This is a genomic window from Bacillus sp. FSL M7-1345 (assembly GCF_038006985.1).
GTDB lineage: Bacteria > Bacillota > Bacilli > Bacillales > Bacillaceae_G > Bacillus_A > Bacillus_A cereus_U.
This window is the reverse complement of record NZ_JBBOWG010000001.1, coordinates 2,969,195-2,989,724: the sequence shown is the minus strand read 5'-3', so window position 1 is coordinate 2,989,724 and position 20,530 is coordinate 2,969,195. Positions and strand designations below refer to the sequence as shown.

Genomic DNA, 20,530 nt, shown 5'->3' with positions numbered 1-20,530 from the left:
CTTAATATATAATTAAAAGGTTTTTTAATGGATTGATAAGGAGATGCGAGTATGAAGAAAATCATAGGACTTATAGTATCATTATTTTTATTATTTTCTACTTATGCACCAACGTTTACAGAAGCAGCCGAAGCTTTAAATAAAGTAGGCTGGGTGAGGAAAATAGAGAGCCTGCTCGTAATGAGTAGAGCTTTTTTTATAACGTTTCTTTATAGGAAATCTTTTATATATTCATTATAGATCATATTCACAATTTCAGTCCTTGATACGTCTGTAAAAACGTATCAAAAAGTGTACTTTTTAATTAATTAAGCATATGTTCCTTTTTCGGGGGGATGAGCAAAAACACCTAATTTAAAAATTTTTACAACAGAAACAGATAACGTGATAAAGTATTAATTACTGTGCATGTAATTATAATAAAAGAGCCTTCCCAAATGGTGTATTTAATAGTTTAGCTTATACGATTTTAGGAAATTAATAGCATTGTATACCGCTATTGTTTACCTAATTTCCAAGAAATAGAGGTGATCGTAGGTGACTAAACCTTTTAAAAAAAATAGTCGTTATATGGTTGGATTAGATAGTCTAAGAGGCCTAGCTATACTAGGTGTTATTTTGTATCATATTAATTTTAGTTGGATGCCTGGAGGGTTTTTAGGGGTTACTGTATTTTTTGTACTCTCAGGTTATTTAATTACAGATATTCTAGCGATGGAGTGGAAGAGAAATAAGAGAATTGATTTGAAGAAATTCTGGCTTAGTAGAGCAAGGAGATTACTTCCAGGAATGTTTGTCATGCTCGTTATAACGTTGGCATGGATTACGATTTTTCATAGCTCTTTACTTGAAACAATGCGTGGAGATTCATTAGCGGCGTTATTTTATGTTAGTAACTGGTGGTATATTTATCATAAATTATCGTACTTTGATAATTTTAACCAGCTTTCTCCATTGAATCATTTTTGGTCGTTAGCAGTTGAGGAACAATTCTATGTTGTCTGGCCGTTTATCATTAGTTTAGGACTTTACCACATAAAAAAACAATCCCGTATGATTTTATTGATTTGTCTGGGAGCTGTTGCTTCAGCTTTAGCGATGGCAATTTTGTATGAACCTGGAGCTGATCCGAGCAGAATTTATTATGGCACAGATACGAGGGCCTTTTCTTTACTTATTGGAGCGGCACTTGCCTTAATTTGGCCAAGCGATAGGCTTGCAAATAAAATTATTCCAAAGGCGCGTCTCATTCTTGATGTAGTGGGAGGAACTGCTCTTATTATTATTTTGCTTATGTTTTGGAAGACTAATCAATATGATCCGTTTCTATACAATGGGGGAATGGTTCTCTTATCAATTGCAACAGCATTGTTAGTGGCAAATCTTGCTCATCCAGCGAGCCACATCGCTCAATTTTTACGATTTAGACCTTTACGTTGGATAGGAATAAGGTCGTATGGCATATACCTCTGGCATTATCCAATTCTTACATTGACAACTCCAAAAGTAAATGCTGGAGATTTTTCACTAATAAGAGCAACTCTTCAATTTCTTCTGATTATAATGATTGCGCAAATTTCATGGAAGTTTATTGAAAAACCAATCCGACAAGGTGCGCTCCGAAACATTCAGTTTAAGAATTTAAGACTTCAAAATGTCGCTTTAGGTGTTAAGTTAGCTTTAATTTGTGCATTATTCGTTTCGTCGATAGCCGTCTTAGGGTTAGTTAGTAAGGATAAGGAGAATCCTCAACTAGATAAGGTGGAAGCAGTACAAACACAACCGGCGAAACATCCAGTTGCAGTTCGGGAAAATCCAACTCAAGAGACGCCTCAAAATCAAGAAGAATCAAAAGAAGTAAATTCTGCGCAACCTAAAAATTCTCTCACCGTTACAGCGATAGGTGATTCCGTTCTGATTGATATTGCTCCGTATTTAAAAAATACTTTTCCTGATATTAGGATTGATGCACAAATTGGTCGCCAGCTGTCAAAAGCGATTCCTGTAGTTGAACAGTTAAAGAATGAAGGGAATTTAGGAAACTATGTCATTATTGGATTAGGTACAAATGGAGCCTTTACTACTGAGCAACTTGTATCATTAATAAAATTAATTGGGAATGAACGTAAAATGATTTTTATTAATACGAGGGTACCACGTCCGTGGGAATCAATCGTGAATGAGAGATTGAAAGTGACAGTATCTGAATATCCTAATATAACTCTAGTTGATTGGTATGCAGCAAGTGCTGGAAAGGGAGACTACTTTGCACCTGATGGTGTGCATTTAACCAAAGTAGGTGCAGAAGCATACGCAGCACTTGTAGCCAAAGCGGTGAATCAATAATTAGATATGTTTTATTAATTTCTTTTGCAAAATTAACTGAAATGTAAAAGATCTATGGTTGAGGAAGACAATTTTTTTGCAGTCATCAATAACTTCTGTAATTCATTATACGTCGGAAAAGCGAAGTTTGGTTGAAGACTCCGTCTTTTTTATACAGGGCATGAATGGTTTCGATGCCTTTTACTATACGTGAGGCATGACGGATGTTTTGAATTCCTGCGGATTTGGAAAAGTGTCTGTCGCTTTACATGACGATGGTCCTGTTCTGTGAGATTATTTATAGGAAGAAAGAATGTAACTTCCTAACTTTAAAAATAAGCCCAAAGAATTATTTAATTCTTTGGGCTTATTTTTGGTTCTGGTGCAAAAACTTCAAGATAATTGCAAGTATTCTCTTAAACTTGGACATAATGATAGCATTATTCTAAAAAAGTGTGTGATCGGTATGGAAAAGGAACTTCTGGTGCAAAAAAATACTGTCGTTGTTTACACCAGAACCAGCGATCCTCCTTGTATATCGATATTACTAGTGTGAAAATTAATAGTTAACTAGGGGAAAAGTTAAAGAATTATAAGGGAAACATTAAGGTTGGATAATTATAGTCATGATGAAGGGGTGAAAATATAATTTCACTTACATTTAAACATAAAGAAGCTTTAACATTAGAGGACAGGAATACATAAAGAATGTATAAAAATGTATAAACAATAAATTATTCTTGTATAAATATAGAAGTGAATTATGAGGTGGAAATAGCAGCTAGAGATAAAAAGTTTCCTTAATTCGAGTGGGGGGAAGAATTTGTAAGTGCAAAAGGATTTTATTTTCTTTTGTGGAATGTTATTTATATTTAGCTTATTAAAATTTAGAAAGGAGAATATTTATGAAGTATTCCTTATTGGAGACAAATACAGATCCAGGAAAGAAAGAATCATTGCTTACACGGTGTGCAAATGTATTTTCGAGATGGTCTCAGAAATATGTCCCAGATGCCTTTGTTATTGCTGTGCTGCTCACTTTATTTACTTTCATTATAGCTTTGTTGATGAATCCCTCAAATCCGTACAAAATCGTAAAATCTTGGGGGGATGGGTTTTGGACTTATTTAACGTTTACAATGCAAATGGTATTGCTAATGGTTACAGGGATGACGTTAGCTTCTGTCCCGTTTGTTAATAGAGGCTTGCAGTCAGTTGCAAAGTTAGCCGATACACCTCAAAAGGCTTATACAATGACATTTTTGATCAGTGCAATTGCATACTATATCAATTGGGGACTAGCGGTAGTTGTGGGAGCGATCATTGCGAAGGAAGTAGCGAAAAAGAATCCGAATGCACATTTTCCATTACTTGTAGCAGCTGCTTATGCTCCGACAGCCTTATATAGCGCAGGTCTCTCTAGTTCTATTGGCTTGACAATTGCCACAAAGGATCATTTTCTTGTAGATATGATTGGAATTATTCCTACCTCACAAACAATCTTTAGTTACTCTACTCTAATTATTTTTTTCACTCTATTCATCACGATGCCAATTATTATTGTACTTATGGCTCCAAAAAGCGGGATTATCAGGTATAAAGCACTCGAAACAGATACAAATTCTTTTGTAAAACCTCCTCAAAAGAATTTAACTACTGCGGAAAAACTGGAATGGACACCGGTCCTAGGAATAGTATTAGGTGCAATCGGCACGTTGTATTGTGTTTATGAATTCATGAACGGTCATAGTTTAGATTTAAATATCATTAATTTGTTTTTCTTGTCACTTGGTTTGCTCCTGCATGGTTCTCTTGGCAACTTTGCACAAGGATTCAAAGAATCTGCGCAATCCATTTCTCCAATTATCCTACAGTTTCCGTTTTATGCGGGGATTATCGCTGTTTTAGGTAGTTCAGGATTGGGAAGCTCAATCATTGAATGGATGGCATCCATTGCGTCAAAGGATACATTTGATATATTTACATATTGGTCAGCGGGATTGGTGAACTTATTGGCGCCATCTGGCGGGGGACAATGGGCTTTACAAGGGCCACTGCAGGTTCCGGCAGGGTTGAAGCTAGGTGTAGATCCGGCTACTATCGCTATGGCGGTAGGCTGGGGAGACGCATGGACAAATTTGATTCAGCCGTTCTGGGCACTACCTCTTTTAGGGGTGCTGGGATTGAAAATTAAAGATATCATGGGTTATTGTTTCATTCTCTGCATTTGGGTCGGGATTGTTACAAGTTTATTGATGTTATTTGTATATTAGCTTTCATAGGAATACGCATCACTATCAAGTCAAGGGCTTAAAATACCATTAAAATGAAAGTAAAACGGATCTAGAAGTACAGACGAAGTATTTATGAACACCGTAGGTTTCAGTATCAACTTTCCGGATATCTATGTTATTCCATGTAGGAAGGCGATTTTTATTTCAAGGAGGTTTTTTAGATGGAATCTAGTAAAGCCATAGTGTGGATTAATGTATTTACTGCCAAACCAGGTAAATTAGATGAATTAGTTGTTATCCCAGCTGAAGAACTACTTAACTTTAAGAGAAAAGGTATTCTTGGTTGGATTAGCAGTCGTTGACATCGTTCTATTGATAATAACAAGGCAATTATGATGAGTATTGAATATCATAAAAATTGGTTAGGAAAAAATGACTTCTCTGAACACTTAAACAAGATTAAACACTTAATTGGAGGAGTAGAAGGTGGGTACTACATGTTAGTGGAAAACATTGAAAATATGTAAACTACTTATATTCTAAATTTTTATTTATCCTCTTGATAGTGAAAAGTTAATATACCGGAAATAAAAGCCCATGGAAAAACTCCATGGGCTTCATCAATTAATAAAATAAAATCAAAATTATGTTGTATTTAGGGGGAGCACCACACATCCATCAACTTAACGTATATTTTTATACAAAATGCGGTCTTTCCACGTAGTTTTTTATTATCTTTTATAGATGTTATAAAAGTAGGCACATCAAATAAACCCTGACGGGTTTCAAATTTTTCGCTATGCTACCTGATGGGCAGAAGTGGTATACTCATACACAACACCTAAAATATCAAAGACTGTTTTTTTCTCATATCTGTGAGATTTTCGTCCGTTTCGCTGTAGGAGGTTAAACAGACGAAGGAGAATCTTTGATAATTCTTGGGTGTTTTTATGTAGTGCTTGATGAAAAAGTAAGAAATAATCTTTAATTATGTACATCGCTTTATATTCACTTAGTTCTTTCTGTTTCTTACGTAACAGGAGTTCTCTCATTTTAAACATAGTAGAAGAACATAATAGGATACTAATGAGTTGTCCATAAAGGTGGCATTCTAATCGCTCTTGTTTAATAGATTTACAACGATGAATTCGAAACCAAGATTTCCATATTTTAAATAACAGCTCAATTTGCCAACGCAGTGAATATAAATCATAGATTTTCTCTTTCGGTACCCATTCCGTAGGAATGTTTGTCATATATACCGTAATTCCTTGTAAAAGTTTCGTACGCTCTGTATATGTAATCCCTTTTTTCTTTTCACGAATAGCTCGATCATGTAGACGTTTCTGTTTTTGCTCCTCTGTACATCTATAAACCACAATGCGAGTGGGTAGTTTGTCTTTGCTCCCTACATATACATCATGTAATTCATACACTTGGCCAGGTTGTAATTGGTTCATGATGTCTTCCAAATGAATTTGTATATATACCGGTCTCAATTGAGCAGGTTTTGTTTTAAATACCACTGTTTCGAATTCTTTTCTATATATTTTAGTTGGTAATTTAAGACGCGATAAATAATACCCTTCCTTATCTTGGATCGATTTAAAGTCTTGTAAACGAAAATACCCTAAGTCACGAATATATAGTTCATTCTTTTGTGTCATGTCCATTCGAGTCGCCCCATATGCCTGATCACTTCGTTTTCCTGGTTCAATTTTCACATCAGAAAACTCTCCACTCAACAAGTCATACTCTAATTGAATTTTCACACCAGCTGTATGACTACAGCCTCCGGCACCAGGATAAGTAGCTGCGAATCGATCTGGAACTTGAAAGGTTGTAGAATCAAGGATGCGAATCCGCTCAAAGTAAGCAGAAAGAGAATGAGAAATTGTAGATGATCCTCCAATTTTAGCTTGTAGAAGTGTAGTAAATACATTTCGAAAGAAGGCTACAGAAGCCGAGTTAAATCGTCGATTCAGTCCCTCAGGACTTAATAAAATTCCTGTTGAAGTTTCTAATTGACTACAAAGTTGAGTAAGAGAGGTTGTAGCGATTTGTTGATTTAACCATACACACAAAGATAAAAAATGGTGCCCATGGCACTTACGTTTTCGTTTCATTCCACCTGCTTCTATAGCTAATTGATTAAGTGTAGCGGGAGACATATATCGATATAACTCTTCGGCAAATAAAGACAGCTCTTGTTTTTGATGCATATTCATAAAAAGCACGTCACCCTTTCTCATTAACATAAGAGAATAGTAACGTGCTTTCAAGTTTAAGAATAGTCTAAATCCTTAAGTTGATGGGCATGGGGGAGCACCACATGCCCATCAAGCTAAGGTTTTGAAGTACCCCCTAAATGAAAATTTTCTTTCTCTAAAGTTAGTTACTTAGAGAAGTCAACTCATTTTTTTCGTATTGGGGAAGAATGTATTTCTTTACTTGATGGGCAGGGGGTAGTACCCATGCAAATCAACTTAAGCAAAGCAAATAGCCCAAAACGTTAAAATTATAGTTTGTATATATAAATCGAAATAGTGTAAAAATATGTGTTTTCGTTTATACCTCTGTTAATTAAATTTGACTTAAACAGAAATTGAAAAGAATGCTCTATATAGAAGGGAAAGAGGTGGTCGTAGACGAATATGTCCATCAAATGACAGTTTACCCCGCATTAACGGGCGTAAAACTCCCACCTCGAAATTCGGCGAATGCTAGGAAGTTAGGTGGGAGATAACTGCCCGTAAACGCCCGATTGGTGAGGGCTAATAATCAGTGGGGGATGGACAAAACCCCCACTGATTAAAGTTTCACTGTATGTAAGATCCAGATTATTGAAGAAGGATATTAGCTATTTTTAACGAACTCTGAATTACAAACAAACTTTATCAAAAGTGGTGAGATAATATAGAGAATAAAACAAATTTCTTTTTGGATATTAAAATGGAAAAATGTATAGTTAGCAAGCTTCGGAGCGCTGGTTGTGTTTTCGCAGAAGATGAGACCCGGTTACTTATGTCAGAGGCACTAACTCCAGAGGACCTTATGAAAATGGTAGAAATGCGAGTCAACGGTTTACCTCTGGAATACGTTGTTGGATACACGGAGTTTTGTGGTCTACGAATAGAAGTGGATCGAGGCGTTTTTGTACCGCGTAAACGTACCGAGTTCCTTGTTCATCAAACAGAGGCTCTGTCACGTTCTAGCGATATCATTGTTGATCTATGTTGTGGATCAGGTGCTGTGGGTGCCGCACTGGCAGCAGCTTTGGGACGAGTGGAATTGTATTCTGTTGACATTGACCCTATCGCAGTGCAATGCGCTAGCCGCAATGTAACGAATTTTGGCGGTCATGCATTTGAAGGTGACTTGTATAAAGCTCTACCCCACTCACTTAAGGGCCATGTAAATATCCTAGTTGCGAACGTACCTTACGTTCCTACCGAAATAATAAAGTTTCTCCCCAGGGAGGCACGCCTACATGAACCAAATGTGACGCTTGACGGAGGTGAGGATGGTCTTAACATTCTGCGAAGAGTGGTAGAAGAAGCTTTACTCTGGTTAGCTTTGGATGGACATCTTTTGATAGAGACGAGCGAATTTCAGGCACCCCAGGCCTTTGAAATCTTTGCTGGTGCTGGGCTTACCACGAAAGTGGCTAGAAACAAGGAACTGGATGCTACTGTCATTATCGGCTCTAATTCTAGCTTTTAGAGTACTACTAGTGTTACGTACGTTTCAAATGGTATGACAATCCAAAGAGAATATAGTGTTTACTGATAGGTGGTAATAAATCAATGAAAAAAGAATGTGGAATAATCATATTGGTTTTGTTTTTTATTTTGAGTGCTTGTTCTAGTAAAAATAATATTACTTTTAAACAAGCAGATATTGAAAATGGAATAGTGTATGAATTAATTTCTAAAAATATTAATATGAACACTGAAATATCTTATAAAATAAAAATGACTAATAATACCGATTATGTTATTGCACAAAATAATGTTATGTTTTCATTTCCTAAATCACCTACTGTTTCTGGACAAACAACAAATCCATTTAGAGTGTTAGCTAAAGGTAATAAGTTAAACATTAAACCTGGGGATAGTATTGTTTTAGAAGTATCATTTTCTCCTGATTTTTATTCTGAGTTTAAGAATACAGAAGTATCTAAAGCAAATCTGTATATAACAGGTTATATCGATAAATTAGCTGATGAAAATCATTTTGATTTTATTAAAAGTATTAATTTAGATTAAAAAAGTGCACCTCCGATTGTTAGACTGTGTCTAATAAACGAAGGTGCACTTCAAAGGAATCAACTTTTTTATTGAACTAAAGCACCTGTTAGCTTAATAGCAAATGATTACAACCGGCTATTTCTCCCAAAGTTCGATCAATCGACCTTCAGGATCTTTAATCCAAATAAACTTTCCAAATTCACTAATCTCTTCTTTCTTTTCAAGAGGTACACCAATTTGTTCAAGATGCTGAATAGTCTCGTTTAGATTATGTACTTGGAAATTTAACATCACTTGTTGTTCTGTAGGAAAATAACTGTCATTCTCGGCAAAGAAAGAAAAGATAGTCTCAGTTCCTAATTCGGGTTTAATCACAGTCCCATTCCAATTTTCTATTTCAATCTTCAACACTTCACTGTACCATTTTTTTATAACATCAAGATTCTTAGTTCTCCAAAATATTCCTCCGAAACCTTTTATCATCGTATCTAACTCCTGTCTGTCTTTTAATTTTTAATGTGACGTAGTATGTATTTAATATATCAAAACAAAAGAGTAATAGTAAGGAAAATCAGCAACTTATGAACAGTAAAACATCATAATTGCTGGTGTAGCATTTACTACATTAACGATACCGACATCATTCTTCGCAGAACTTGGGAAACAAAAGCAAGATACAATTGAAATCTGAGCTAAAGGGTATAGCAATACTGACTCGTTTGAGGATAACTCTTCAACTTATAGTTCGCCTAAATAATCCTTGCAATAGTAAGGGGGAAATAGGGGACCTGGAAAAATGAATAAAGCAATGAGAAAAGCCCGCACATGAAGTAAAAGCAATGTGCGGGTTTTTAAGTATAGTATTAAGAAGTTTCGCTAATTTTAGTCTCTGTATGAGTGTTAGTAGCAATTCTTTTCTTTATCTTAAAGTGATAGTAGGTGTAGCAAAAGATGATAAATGGTACAGTGCAATAGATTCCTAGTCTTTGACTTGGGATAAAGATAAGACTTATTAATATAATGCCATACAATCCAAAACCAAGAATTGGTACAAGTGGATAAAGTGGAGTTTTAAATTTTAAGTCTTCTAATTTTCCACCTTCGGCTAAATAATGTTTACGGAAAAAGAATTGAGAAACACAAATTGACATCCAAACAATAATTGTAATGACTCCAGAAATTGAAATCAGCCATAAGTAAACCGTTTCAGCAGCTACAACGCTTGTCAAAAGAGAAAAAGCAGAAATAGCTATCGTCAAGAGTAAAGCGTTTAGAGGTATCCCTCGTGATGATAATTTCTTTAAAAAGGCTGGAGCCATATCATTTTTTGATAATGACCAAAGCATTCGAGTTGCGGCGTACAGTCCTGAGTTTGCGACAGAAAGAACAGCAGTAAGAATAACAAAGTTCATAATATCAGCTGCATATGGAATACCTATATTATCAAATACAGCAACAAACGGACTTTTTGTTAATCCTGCCTCTTCCCAAGGAATTAAAGCCACGAGAACAAAGATTGCTAAGACGAAGAAAAACATTGTGCGCCATATTATATTTCTAATAGAACGAGGTAAAGTCTTTGCTGGATCTTCACTTTCACCTGCTGCGATTCCAACAAGTTCTGTACCTTGGAAGGAATAATTGACTGTAACCATTGTTAATAAGATAGCGGCAAGTCCATTTGGGAATAAACCACCATGATTTACGAAATTTGAAAGAAGCGGAGCGGGTTCGTTTCCTTTTAAATCAATAAAACCGAACATAGCGGCGCCGCCAAGAATAATGAAAGCGATAATGGCAGATACTTTTATACTTGAAAACCAAAATTCTGTTTCTGCATAACTACGAGCGGATAATGCGTTAATAGTGAATATTGTAACACCAAATATTAAACACCAAACCCAGACAGGAATATCAGGAAACCATCGCTGCATTGTAATACCAGCAGTTGTAAATTCAAGACCAGTCGTATTCGCCCAGCTTAGCCAATACAACCATCCGATGGTAAATCCAGTTGCGGGATTGATGAACTTAGTGGCATATTCCTGGAAGGAACCTGAAACTGGCATTGCTACAGCAAGCTCACCAAGACATAGCATAACGAGATACATTAATAATCCACCGGCCATAAAGGCAAGTACGGATCCACCAGGTCCAGCTTGACTTATAATAAAACCAGATCCGTTAAATAACCCCGTTCCAATCACACCACCGAGTGCAATCATGAATAAATGTCTACCTTTCATCGTGCGCTTTAATTCATTGTTTGTATTGTTTACTTGCGTCATTGTTTTCCTCACTTTCATAATTGGTAGTATGAAGATTGATATTTTTCCGTATTATGGAATGTATTCCGTGATGTGAAATCTTGTTCTAATTTTCAGATAATTAAAAAGAAAAGTCAATATTTTTTTTGTTTGCGTTTTCATTTTTTTGATAGTGTTATATCTCTATTTTTAGAAAATTAAATAAATTAATTGATTTCAGTTTGAATTTTTGTTAAATTGATAGTTAATTAGGCTAAACATACTATAAGTAAAGTTGAGGCGAGTTATGGTACAGTCCATTGATCGAGCGATAGGTATTATTAAGTTACTGAATTCTACAAATGAAAAAGAGTATTGGGCTATTTCTGATATAGCTGATAGAACACATCTCCCGGTTAGTACAGTACATAGGTTACTGAACTCTTTGATGGAGCATGGGTTAGTTACGCAAATTTCAGAAACAAAACAGTACAAGATTGGGCCAATGTGGATGGAAATAGGATTACGTCAATTGGAGAAGGTAGACTACAGATCTGTTGCAAGAGAAGTAATGAAGCGTTTGGCCTCTGAAGTTGAAGAAAGTGTTTATTTGAACATTCCAAATGGAACACATTCTATTATCATTGAAAGAATTGATAGCCCTTTAAAAATTCGAGTTATCGATAACTTAGGGGAACAGATTCCACTTTCAATTGGCGCCGCAAATAAAACGATGCTTGCCAATATGAACACGAATGAAATGGAACACATTGTAGAACATTTACTTTCTTCTTTACCAGAACAAAAGCAAATTCTTTTCGATCAAATAAAGCAAATAAGAAATGAAGGATATGCTGTCAGTTATGGTGAAAAAACAGAAGGGACAGCATCAGTAGCTGCACCTATTATCGGATTTAATCATAAAGTAGTAGGAGCATTAAGTGTTGGGTTAATTAGTCATCGAATTAATGATGATCGACTATCTTTTCTTATTAGTAAGGTAAAACAAGCAGCTCATGAAATATCAATAAAAATCGGCAGTACATCAGAATTATAATTTTGATAGCTGTCGTCATTTTTTATTCATATATTGGAATTGATTTTCATAATGCGGAAAAATAGGGGGATTTATATGTCAAAGTGGCAATCAAAAGAACAATTAGTGCAATTATTAAGCAATCTTGTTGAAATTCCTAGTATTACAGGTTCAGAAGCTGAAGTTATATTACCAGACTTTGTTGTAGGACAATTATCAGACTTACAGTATTTCAAACAAAATCCGCATCATTTGCAAAAAAATCCGACCGGGGATGGAAGATATTTTGTTACAGCGCTAGTAAAGAAAAGTGATAGTACGAAAAATACCGTAATTCTTGTTAGTCACTTTGATGTTGTAGATGTACAAGATTACGGAGTGTGGAAAGAAGATGCATTTAACCCTAAAAAGTTAACATCTATGTTTTATTCTCATAAAGATGAGCTACCAGATCACGTACGTGAAGATATAGAACAAGGAGATTGGCTATTTGGTAGAGGAACAATGGATATGAAATGTGGTCTAGCTTTACAAATGGCAATGGTTGAGCAAGCTTGTGAAGGAAGATTTGATGGGAATGTTATTTTATTAGCTGTTCCAGATGAAGAAGTGAACTCTGTAGGGATGAGGGCTGCTGTTCCGAGATTATTAGACTTAGCAAGAGAACATGACTTAGAGTATAAAACGGTTCTAAATTCAGAGCCTATGTTTTCAAGGCATCCTGGTGACCAAAATAAGTATATTTATACTGGTTCTATTGGTAAGGTGTTACCTGGTTTCCTTTGCTATGGAAAAGAGACACATGTAGGCGAACCTTTTGCAGGATTAAATGGGAGTTATATGGCTGCATTATTAACAGCAGAATTAGAGTTGAATACGGACCTTTGTGATATTGTAGATGGTGAAGCGAGTCCACCACCAACTAACTTGCTTCAAAGAGACTTAAAGGAGGATTATTCTGTACAAATTCCTCATCGTGCTGTCACATTATTTAACTTGTTTTTACTAGAAAAAACGATGACAGATGTAGTTTCATTATTACGTCAAAAAGTAACGAAAGTAGCAGAGAAAATCGAAGAATCGTATGAGGAGCGAGCGTATCATTTTTCTAAGCATAATCCGTTCATACCACCTAATCTCAAAGTAAATGTATTAACGTATGAAGAGCTTATCACTTATGCAATTGAACAACATGGAAGAGAAAAAATAGATGAAATTCAATCTAATATTATAAAAAATAGAGAAGATAAAGATGATCGTGCGGTAACCATTGATTTAGTAGACAAATTATCTATCTTATGTAAAGAAAAGGCTCCGATGATTGTACTTTTCTTTGCTCCGCCATACTATCCAGCTGTGAGTTCACGCAACAATCCTTTAATTAAAGAGGTAGTTGTAGAAATGGAAAAGTATGCCCACTATAATCATAGCATTACATTTGAAAATCAAAATTATTTTGGAGGAATTTCAGACTTGAGCTATGTGGGCTTGCAGTACCCATTGGACTCAATGAGTTCTCTTGTAGACAATATGCCATTATGGGATAAAGGTTATTCAATTCCACTTCAGGAATTAGAAGAGTTTGACGTTCCAGTATTAAATATGGGGCCGGTAGGAAAAGATGCACATCAATGGACGGAGCGTCTGGACGTAAATTACGCATTTGAAACGCTATTAGATATGTTACCTATATGTATTGAAAAATTACTTGTTTCTAATAAAGTTACACAGTCATAGTGCTTGTATAAGAGAGATAGAAAAAAGGACCGTAATTGGTCTTTTTTATTTTTGAAATATGATGTCATTTTACCTTGATGGCGATGGACGATATCCCTATTACGTAATGATTGTTAGACGTCCAATTTGATTACACTCTTCAGCGAACCAAAGATCGCCATCCGGACAAATCGTGATACCATGTGGCTCTGCATTATTTGTAGGTATCGTATATTCCGTAATAACTCCTTCAACTGTAATACGGCTGATTTGGTTACCTCCCCATTCTGTGAACCAAAGATCTCTGTTCTTCCCGGGTATTATGGCATGAGGACGAGCGTTCGGCGTCGGTATAACAAATTCTTTGACCTCACCTTCGAACGTAATTCTACCAATTTTATTGCCCATGATTTGCACAAACCATATTGCTCCATCTGGTCCGCTCGCAATTCCAACTGGCCCGGAGTTGGGTGTTGGGATTGGATATTCTTTGACCTCACCTTTAGTGGTTATTCTCCCAATCCTATTGTTCTGATTCTGTGTAAACCATAATGCACCGTCTGATCCCAGAGTAATAAAAGAGGGGGATGATTTGGAGTTAGGCAATTCAAACTCGGTGATTTCCCCTGACTTTGTTATTCTTCCGATCCTACCATTATTCATTTCTGTAAACCATATTGCTCCATCTGGGCCTTCCGTTATGCCAAAAGGTGCAGCGTTCGTTGTAGGGAGTACATATTCTTCAAAAAGACCGTTCATCGACATTTTCCCGATCTTGCTTGAGTTATATTCCGTAAACCATAAGTCACCGTTCTGGTCCGAGATAATTGACATAGCTCCTGCATTTGCTGTCGGAATGGGAAAAGAATTTATTTCACCAGTAGCATTTATTCTACCAATTCGATTCCCTTTCTGTTCTGTAAACCACAATGCTCCGTCTTTTCCTACGGTTATTCCATATGGTCCTGAATCTATTTCATTGACCACATATTCTTGTATCGTGATCCTCATATCATTTCCTCCCATTGAAAATTTTGAGTCTTGTTTTTCGGTATAATTTAGTTTTAAAAAGGACATTCCTAGTATTACAGTGGATGCCCTTTTTGCTAAATTATAAGATATTTTGTTAGAATTCAAAGTCTAGAATCATTTTACTGGTTTGACCTGTAAACTTATAATTATAGGACCCTTTCAGGCTTTCTAATTCACCAGTAGCTTTGATGATTGTTGCAGGGGAATCTAGATTTCCTTTATCAAATATCCCTTGCTCTATAGCTGTAAATGTCCCTCGTTTTCCTTTATAAATTCCTTCAAAATGTAAAAATCCGGAAATTTTAGCGGTAGCCAAGTGACCATCATCTATAGTTGATTCTAAATAATATAATAAATATTCAACAAAAGCTTTTCCTTTTAATTCACCGTCAATATCATATTCGACATGGGCAATATTAATAGGGAAATCTTTTCTAGTGTCATTGACTGGCTTTTCATCCCATTTACTTACTGTAAATGTTACTTCCATACGCGTAAACCTCCCTTCATCATTAGATGAGTAATCTACCTCCAGTATATCACCTAAAAAGCACCATCAATAATTATATCTCATAGGAGTGTTTCTAAAGTAACGGATGCTGCTGGTAAGATCCTGTTAAGAACAAAAGACGACTTATCTTTTGTTCTTCTTATATGACATTGAAAGTAAATTTTTATTTAAAAGTTTACTTTCGTATTTACAAATTAATAAAAATGTTTTTTATTAATTTGTTATTTTCATACTTTTACAAAACTTATTTTCACTATATGAAAATAAAAACAATTTATGAAGGGATTCTTTACAAACAAAAAGAAGGCATCTCGAATAAAGATTAATCAAAATGGCCTTCTTTACACATGCTCATCAACTTAAGCATTCAGAATTACCCCAAAACGAAAAAATGAGTTTTTTTGCTACAAGTTAGCAAAAAATTTCGTTCTGGGGATATTTACTTTTCTTAGGTTGATAGCGAGGGGGTAGCACCAACAAAACACAAATTTAGTACGCTACGACAACGTAAAGATCTTATACTGCCCGTAAAAAACTGATTAGTGAGAGCTCATAATCTGCGGGGGATGGGCACCCACGCGAATTTAAGTTTCACTTTATAAAAAAGTAAGGGTCGGCACCGCTCGTTATTTCACCATTCTGAACAATCGGTACATACGAAGTGCACCCAGTGTTTTCTCCATCTGCTAATCTATTTCCTCCGACAAAAAATAATCCAATCCATTCGTTAACTCCTTGAGTATATGGGAGTAAATTATTTAAAGTATCTGGATTAAAACAGTCAATTTTATCTGCGGAATACTCTTCATTGGTATAGGTAAATCAATAGTTTTGAGGATTAACATCTGGGGAAAAATGCCAACGGGAATTTAGATTTATTCCATGTTGACTCCAATAGTCTTGAGCTCCTATAAACATTTGAGCAAGTCTATCATTACTACTATTAGCACTTGGGGCAACAAATATATTTAAGCCTACATAATATGCCATTTACTGATCTCCTTAAAATAGATTCGCAATAAACTATTTAGAGAGAGTAGATATGGATTGTACACTTTTTGTAACGGTATTTGCTGAGTTTTTGTATAATATAATCATGTGAAGTTAACATAACTTATTGTATCAATAGTATATATTTGCGTAGAATATCCATTGTAAGGTTTTGAAGTACCCCCCTAAATGAAAAATTTATTTCTCTAAAGTTAGTTACTTAGTGAAGTCTGCTCATTTTTTCGTATTAGGGAAGAATGTACTTTTTAACTTGATGGGTATGGGGTGGAACCCCTTTTAGCAAAACCGGAGTGGGAATGATGAGTATAAATAGTTTTGTGGGATTGATAAAGGACGAATTATTAAAAGAGGTAAGCATAAGAAGTGAGGATGAATTCGAGCCTGTAGTAGTTAAAGATATTCCTAGACTTTGGAAGTGTTTAGGGACAGGTAATTATGCAGCAGTATTTATGCACAAAGAATACAAAGATTGGGTAGTGAAAGTTTACGCGCGAGAAGGAGAAGGAATTGAAAAAGAGTCAGAAGTATACCGAAGAATCGGAAATCATCCTTCTTATTCGAATCTTATATATAAAGGGGGAAATTTCATAGTATTGAAACGTTTAAAAGAAATTACCTTATACGATGCTATTCATAAGGGGATTAAAATTCCTAAGCAGGTAATCCTTGATATCAATGAAGCTATAGAGTATGCAAGGGAACAAGGATTAACTCCTTGTGATGTTCACGGGAAAAATGTGATGATGGAAAACGGAAGGGGATATGTAGTCGATGTATCTGATTTCTTAAAAACAAAAGAAGATAGTAAGTGGAGAGACTTAGAAAAGGCATATTTTACATTTTACTTGCCTTTCATTTATAAATTGCCTTTCCCTGTTAAAATACCGTATTTCATGTTAAACATTGTTAGACGTTCATATAGAAAATATAAGAAGCTTAAAAAGAAATTCAAATTGTAAAAGGACCACATACTTATCTTTAGGTTAGATAAGTGAACCACTAGTAAACAAAAGGACCGTACATTTTAGATATGTCTAATATGTACGGTCCTAATTTTATAACTTCATAAAGTAATTTATTTATAAAATGATTGTAACATTTGTATATAATACTGACATTATTATTATGAGAAGTAAATCTTCTTGTTTTAATAGAATATACCATTTCAGTACATTTCATTTTAAACATATTGATGTACTATAGTTCTAAACAAATCACAATAACGGATTAGAAGGGGAATAAACTATGTACACAGACTCAATTGATTATTAAAATTTTAATCTAATTTACCTTTGCATAGATGCAGGTATCAGTTAGTTTTTTACTGTCAGCTGAAAGATCTTCATTACGTAATATCCCTTCCAGCTCAAAACCTAGTTTTTCAGGGATCGTACGACTTTTAGTGTTATTAGATTCACATCGTATTTCAATCCTTCTAAATTTGAGTAACTGAAATCCAAGGTTTGTTAACTCACTTACTGCTTCTGTCATATATCCCTTGCCACTAAATTGAGTGTTAATCCAGTATCCAATTTCACATTTAGAAATCTTCCAATTAATTCCGTGAAGGCTAGCAGTTCCAATAAAATCATTAGTATCCTTATGATAGATAAGATAGCGAAAGCTTTCTCTTTTCAAAAAATCTATATGGGCATTTCTCAGGATAATTTCCGTTTCTTCAACAGTAGGAATTGACTGGAATAAAAGCAACCATTGTTTTAACTCATTAATTGAATCCTTAATAGCTTGGTATACTACATTCCCGTCACCAGCTTGAAGTGGTGCTCGAAGAATTAGTCTGTCTGTTTCTATTTGTAACGGAACATCTAATAAAATAGGATTCATATCATTTCTCCTCTCAAAAACTTTAAATTATGACATAATAAAAAAACTTTCACCCCAAAGAAATAATTCTTGAGGACGAGAGTGTACCACCTCAGTTTGTTGATATGTCACCATATCAACCTCTTCGGTTACGTTACTATAATAAGTAAATTAAAAAATACCCTAGCTCACTAACAGGAGATCCTGTCACAGCATCACTATAAGTTATTATAGAACCGTGCGAAGCTCCTAGTCTTTCTTCATTAAGAATTTGATATGTGGCAATACAGTAAAGCTTATCTCCCATAAAGGGACCTCCCAAAAATTAGTAAACAATAAATATATATTCAATTAATCACTTAGAAATCCCTTTTCACATATTGAAAACTAAACTGCCAATTGGTACAAAAAATGGCTACCGAAGCAGCCTTAGGTTGTTCAACTAATGCATTCGTTAGTTGAATAAGGAATTATTATTTTTCATCTATTGGCTTCCAATTTTTATCTTTTGCATAATGGGGTGGTACCCCTACTAGAAAAATTGTCTCCGCGTGAACGTGAAGAACTTGAAAAATTTAAAAAAGAAGCAATGGAAGAACCACCGGATTTCTTTGAATATATTCAGTCTATCGAAAAAGATAATAAATGATACATAATGCCTCCAACAGAATATTTATCAAATTGATAACACATGTATTCCTTTCGTTTTTTACAGAAATTGTAATGATGTAAGTATATGCATATAGAAGGGGAGGCATAGGTTCTATGAAAAATGTTAAGTTTTATGGGTTAATTCTAGCATTCATCTTGCTACTGGCAGCTTGTAGTAGTAATTCCTTTGAAGTTGAAGGATGATAAGAAGATTAAAAGTAAGTTAGAACAAACCGAAAATTTAAAGAAAGCGCAAGATGCTTTTGATAAACATGAAATCGGGAAAGCTATGAATAATGTTCAAAAGGTAAAAAGTGATGAAAATAAAGAATTAACAAAGCAAGCCAATGCATTGCAAGGTGAGATTTAACAAGAATTTTTAGCTACATTTAATAAGTTGAACATGAATGATATTACTGGCGATGTAAGAGAAGCCCGTAAATCTTTAGATGATCTTAAGGCTTGGATACAACAATCTGACCTATTAAAATCTCAAAAGGATTTTGTTGATACGTTACCTGAAAAAGAAGCAAGTATCTCTAAACTAGAGGAAAGTAAAAAATAAAGAAAAGAGGTTGCCCAAAAGTAACTATTCAGCGACTTTTGGGACAACCTCTTCTTTTTGTTGTATACTTTCAAGAAAATTTAGAATAAAATAAAAATAGTAATCTACCTATTATTCACTAATGAAAAGAAAAGGGGGTAGCGAAATGCAACTGAAGTATGGGAAGCACATTAATATATTATCTATTGTTCTAACTTTGTTCTCTTTTTTAGCAATTGTAAGTTTCTCTACCTGGTTGAGTGGATATTCAATTCCCAACCTTTCTACAATGGTTAAGGTAACAATGTGGAGTGCATTTATTCTTGGAATTATAGGGTTTAGACAAGAGAAAAGCGCACTAGCGATTATAATTATGGGAATATGTGCCTTTGCTCTAGTCGTTCTATATATTTATGCGGTTATAAGTTTTCTTGAGCATTGAACACCCAAAAAAGAAACGAACATTTTTGTTCGTTTCTTTTTTGGGTGTTATTTTCATGATCTTTTACAATGATATATGGAACTCCTTGTACGTTAAAGGAATTATACTCTTTGGGGTATGGGCTAGCACCAACAAAACACAAATTTCGTATGCTACGACAACGTAACGATTTTATGCTGCACGTAAAAAACTGATTAGTGAGAGCTCATAATCCACGGGGGATAGACACCCCCGCGAATTTAAGTTTCACTTTATAAAAAAGTAAGGGTCGGTACTGCTTGTTATTTGACTATTACTTTTCCATCCATTCCTTTCAAGTAGTGGAACCGACATATTAGTTCATATGTACCGGGGGTTTCAGGTTTTACGGTAATTGTTTTTTCTTTTCCTGGCGGGACCTCAGCGTCGATTCCGAGCTTTTTCACCGTAAAGGTGTGATCTCTATTTCCTTTGTTTTTTAATAGCAACGTTGTCGTTTTCCCAATCGGAACAGTGATGACATTCGGATTAAAGTAATCATCATTCAATTCAACCTCAATAGGCTGCCTCACAACGTCGGATTCGGCCAATACGCGGAGTGATCCTAAAGTAGTAATAACTACAATCATCGCAAGTGAAATGATTAATCCAGTTAATAGCTTTTTCACAGACATTCACAATCCCTCCTTTCCTAAGCACTAGTCTTTTCAAATTTATAAAATATTATCA

At 35.0% G+C, this 20,530-nt stretch carries 21 protein-coding genes and 1 pseudogene; 12 read left to right on the top strand and 10 right to left on the bottom strand.

Annotation, left to right across the window (positions count from 1 at the left end):
- The first annotated feature begins 51 nt into the window (after positions 1-51).
- A complete protein-coding gene (locus MHB76_RS15590) occupies positions 52-240 on the top strand; it encodes a hypothetical protein (protein ID WP_016105469.1) in 189 nt (62 codons plus the stop codon).
- A gap of 297 nt (positions 241-537) precedes the next feature.
- The gene (locus MHB76_RS15585; protein WP_078174472.1) at positions 538-2,346 is read left to right on the top strand and encodes an acyltransferase family protein; all 1,809 of its coding nucleotides are present in this window, start codon (positions 538-540) and stop codon (positions 2,344-2,346) included.
- A gap of 32 nt (positions 2,347-2,378) precedes the next feature.
- Here MHB76_RS15585 and MHB76_RS15580 read toward each other — a convergent pair.
- Positions 2,379-2,627, bottom strand: a pseudogene (locus MHB76_RS15580) (hypothetical protein); the annotation flags it as partial.
- 603 nt (positions 2,628-3,230) lie between these two features.
- Here MHB76_RS15580 and MHB76_RS15575 point away from each other — a divergent pair.
- Positions 3,231-4,598 carry a short-chain fatty acid transporter gene (locus tag MHB76_RS15575; protein WP_016105467.1) on the top strand — a complete coding sequence of 456 codons (1,368 nt, stop codon included), beginning with the start codon at positions 3,231-3,233 and terminating at the stop codon, positions 4,596-4,598.
- Positions 4,599-4,780: 182 nt separating this feature from the next.
- The gene (locus MHB76_RS15570) at positions 4,781-4,921 is read left to right on the top strand and encodes a hypothetical protein (protein WP_016105466.1); all 141 of its coding nucleotides are present in this window, start codon (positions 4,781-4,783) and stop codon (positions 4,919-4,921) included.
- Positions 4,922-5,356: 435 nt separating this feature from the next.
- Here MHB76_RS15570 and MHB76_RS15565 read toward each other — a convergent pair whose 3' ends face one another.
- A complete protein-coding gene (locus MHB76_RS15565) occupies positions 5,357-6,787 on the bottom strand; it encodes an IS4-like element ISBce2 family transposase (protein WP_080019313.1) in 1,431 nt (476 codons plus the stop codon).
- 724 nt (positions 6,788-7,511) lie between these two features.
- On the opposite strand from MHB76_RS15565, the gene MHB76_RS15560 reads away from it, so the two are divergent.
- Both MHB76_RS15560 and MHB76_RS15555 read left to right on the top strand, forming a co-directional pair.
- Complete coding sequence (locus MHB76_RS15560) at positions 7,512-8,282, top strand: putative protein N(5)-glutamine methyltransferase (RefSeq protein WP_078174470.1); 771 nt, start codon at positions 7,512-7,514, stop codon at positions 8,280-8,282.
- Positions 8,283-8,365: 83 nt separating this feature from the next.
- Entirely contained in the window at positions 8,366-8,827 is a 462-nt protein-coding gene (locus MHB76_RS15555; RefSeq protein ID WP_078174469.1) for a hypothetical protein, read from the top strand.
- 117 nt (positions 8,828-8,944) lie between these two features.
- Here the strand turns inward: MHB76_RS15555 and MHB76_RS15550 are convergent, their stop codons facing one another.
- Both MHB76_RS15550 and MHB76_RS15545 read right to left on the bottom strand, forming a co-directional pair.
- Positions 8,945-9,292 carry a VOC family protein gene (locus MHB76_RS15550; RefSeq protein ID WP_002033235.1) on the bottom strand — a complete coding sequence of 116 codons (348 nt, stop codon included), beginning with the start codon at positions 9,290-9,292 and terminating at the stop codon, positions 8,945-8,947.
- A 380-nt stretch (positions 9,293-9,672) separates the two neighbouring features.
- Positions 9,673-11,097: an amino acid permease gene (locus MHB76_RS15545; RefSeq protein ID WP_002161112.1), complete on the bottom strand. Its 1,425-nt coding sequence runs from the start codon at positions 11,095-11,097 to the stop codon at positions 9,673-9,675.
- 265 nt (positions 11,098-11,362) lie between these two features.
- Between MHB76_RS15545 and MHB76_RS15540 the strand changes: the two genes are divergently transcribed.
- Complete coding sequence (locus MHB76_RS15540) at positions 11,363-12,112, top strand: IclR family transcriptional regulator (RefSeq protein ID WP_002120836.1); 750 nt, start codon at positions 11,363-11,365, stop codon at positions 12,110-12,112.
- Between the two features lie 75 nt (positions 12,113-12,187).
- Positions 12,188-13,828, top strand: a complete 1,641-nt coding sequence (locus tag MHB76_RS15535; protein ID WP_340987066.1) for a M20 family metallopeptidase — start codon at positions 12,188-12,190, stop codon at positions 13,826-13,828.
- 99 nt (positions 13,829-13,927) lie between these two features.
- Here MHB76_RS15535 and MHB76_RS15530 read toward each other — a convergent pair whose 3' ends face one another.
- From MHB76_RS15530 to MHB76_RS15520, 3 genes are all read right to left on the bottom strand, one after another.
- Positions 13,928-14,818, bottom strand: a complete 891-nt coding sequence (locus MHB76_RS15530; protein ID WP_078174466.1) for a Vgb family protein — start codon at positions 14,816-14,818, stop codon at positions 13,928-13,930.
- A gap of 115 nt (positions 14,819-14,933) precedes the next feature.
- The gene (locus MHB76_RS15525) at positions 14,934-15,329 is read right to left on the bottom strand and encodes a DUF3224 domain-containing protein (RefSeq protein WP_078174465.1); all 396 of its coding nucleotides are present in this window, start codon (positions 15,327-15,329) and stop codon (positions 14,934-14,936) included.
- A gap of 843 nt (positions 15,330-16,172) precedes the next feature.
- The gene (locus MHB76_RS15520; RefSeq protein WP_165762892.1) at positions 16,173-16,340 is read right to left on the bottom strand and encodes a hypothetical protein; all 168 of its coding nucleotides are present in this window, start codon (positions 16,338-16,340) and stop codon (positions 16,173-16,175) included.
- A 320-nt stretch (positions 16,341-16,660) separates the two neighbouring features.
- Between MHB76_RS15520 and MHB76_RS15515 the strand changes: the two genes are divergently transcribed.
- Positions 16,661-17,320: a serine/threonine protein kinase gene (locus MHB76_RS15515; RefSeq protein ID WP_033710909.1), complete on the top strand. Its 660-nt coding sequence runs from the start codon at positions 16,661-16,663 to the stop codon at positions 17,318-17,320.
- A 322-nt stretch (positions 17,321-17,642) separates the two neighbouring features.
- Here MHB76_RS15515 and MHB76_RS15510 read toward each other — a convergent pair whose 3' ends face one another.
- On the bottom strand, positions 17,643-18,206 hold the full coding sequence (locus tag MHB76_RS15510) for a GNAT family N-acetyltransferase (RefSeq protein ID WP_078174464.1): 564 nt from the start codon (positions 18,204-18,206) through the stop codon (positions 17,643-17,645).
- A gap of 136 nt (positions 18,207-18,342) precedes the next feature.
- Positions 18,343-18,492 carry a hypothetical protein gene (locus MHB76_RS15505; protein ID WP_199710399.1) on the bottom strand — a complete coding sequence of 50 codons (150 nt, stop codon included), beginning with the start codon at positions 18,490-18,492 and terminating at the stop codon, positions 18,343-18,345.
- A 531-nt stretch (positions 18,493-19,023) separates the two neighbouring features.
- Here MHB76_RS15505 and MHB76_RS15500 point away from each other — a divergent pair.
- From MHB76_RS15500 to MHB76_RS15490, 3 genes are all read left to right on the top strand, one after another.
- A complete protein-coding gene (locus MHB76_RS15500) occupies positions 19,024-19,206 on the top strand; it encodes a hypothetical protein (protein ID WP_016105455.1) in 183 nt (60 codons plus the stop codon).
- A gap of 33 nt (positions 19,207-19,239) precedes the next feature.
- On the top strand, positions 19,240-19,401 hold the full coding sequence (locus MHB76_RS15495; RefSeq protein WP_016105454.1) for a hypothetical protein: 162 nt from the start codon (positions 19,240-19,242) through the stop codon (positions 19,399-19,401).
- Between the two features lie 145 nt (positions 19,402-19,546).
- Positions 19,547-19,822, top strand: coding sequence for a hypothetical protein (locus MHB76_RS15490; protein ID WP_002199882.1), 276 nt, complete (start codon positions 19,547-19,549; stop codon positions 19,820-19,822).
- A gap of 281 nt (positions 19,823-20,103) precedes the next feature.
- On the opposite strand, the gene MHB76_RS15485 is transcribed toward MHB76_RS15490, so the two are convergent.
- Complete coding sequence (locus MHB76_RS15485) at positions 20,104-20,475, bottom strand: cupredoxin domain-containing protein (protein ID WP_340987057.1); 372 nt, start codon at positions 20,473-20,475, stop codon at positions 20,104-20,106.
- Positions 20,476-20,530: the final 55 nt, after the last annotated feature.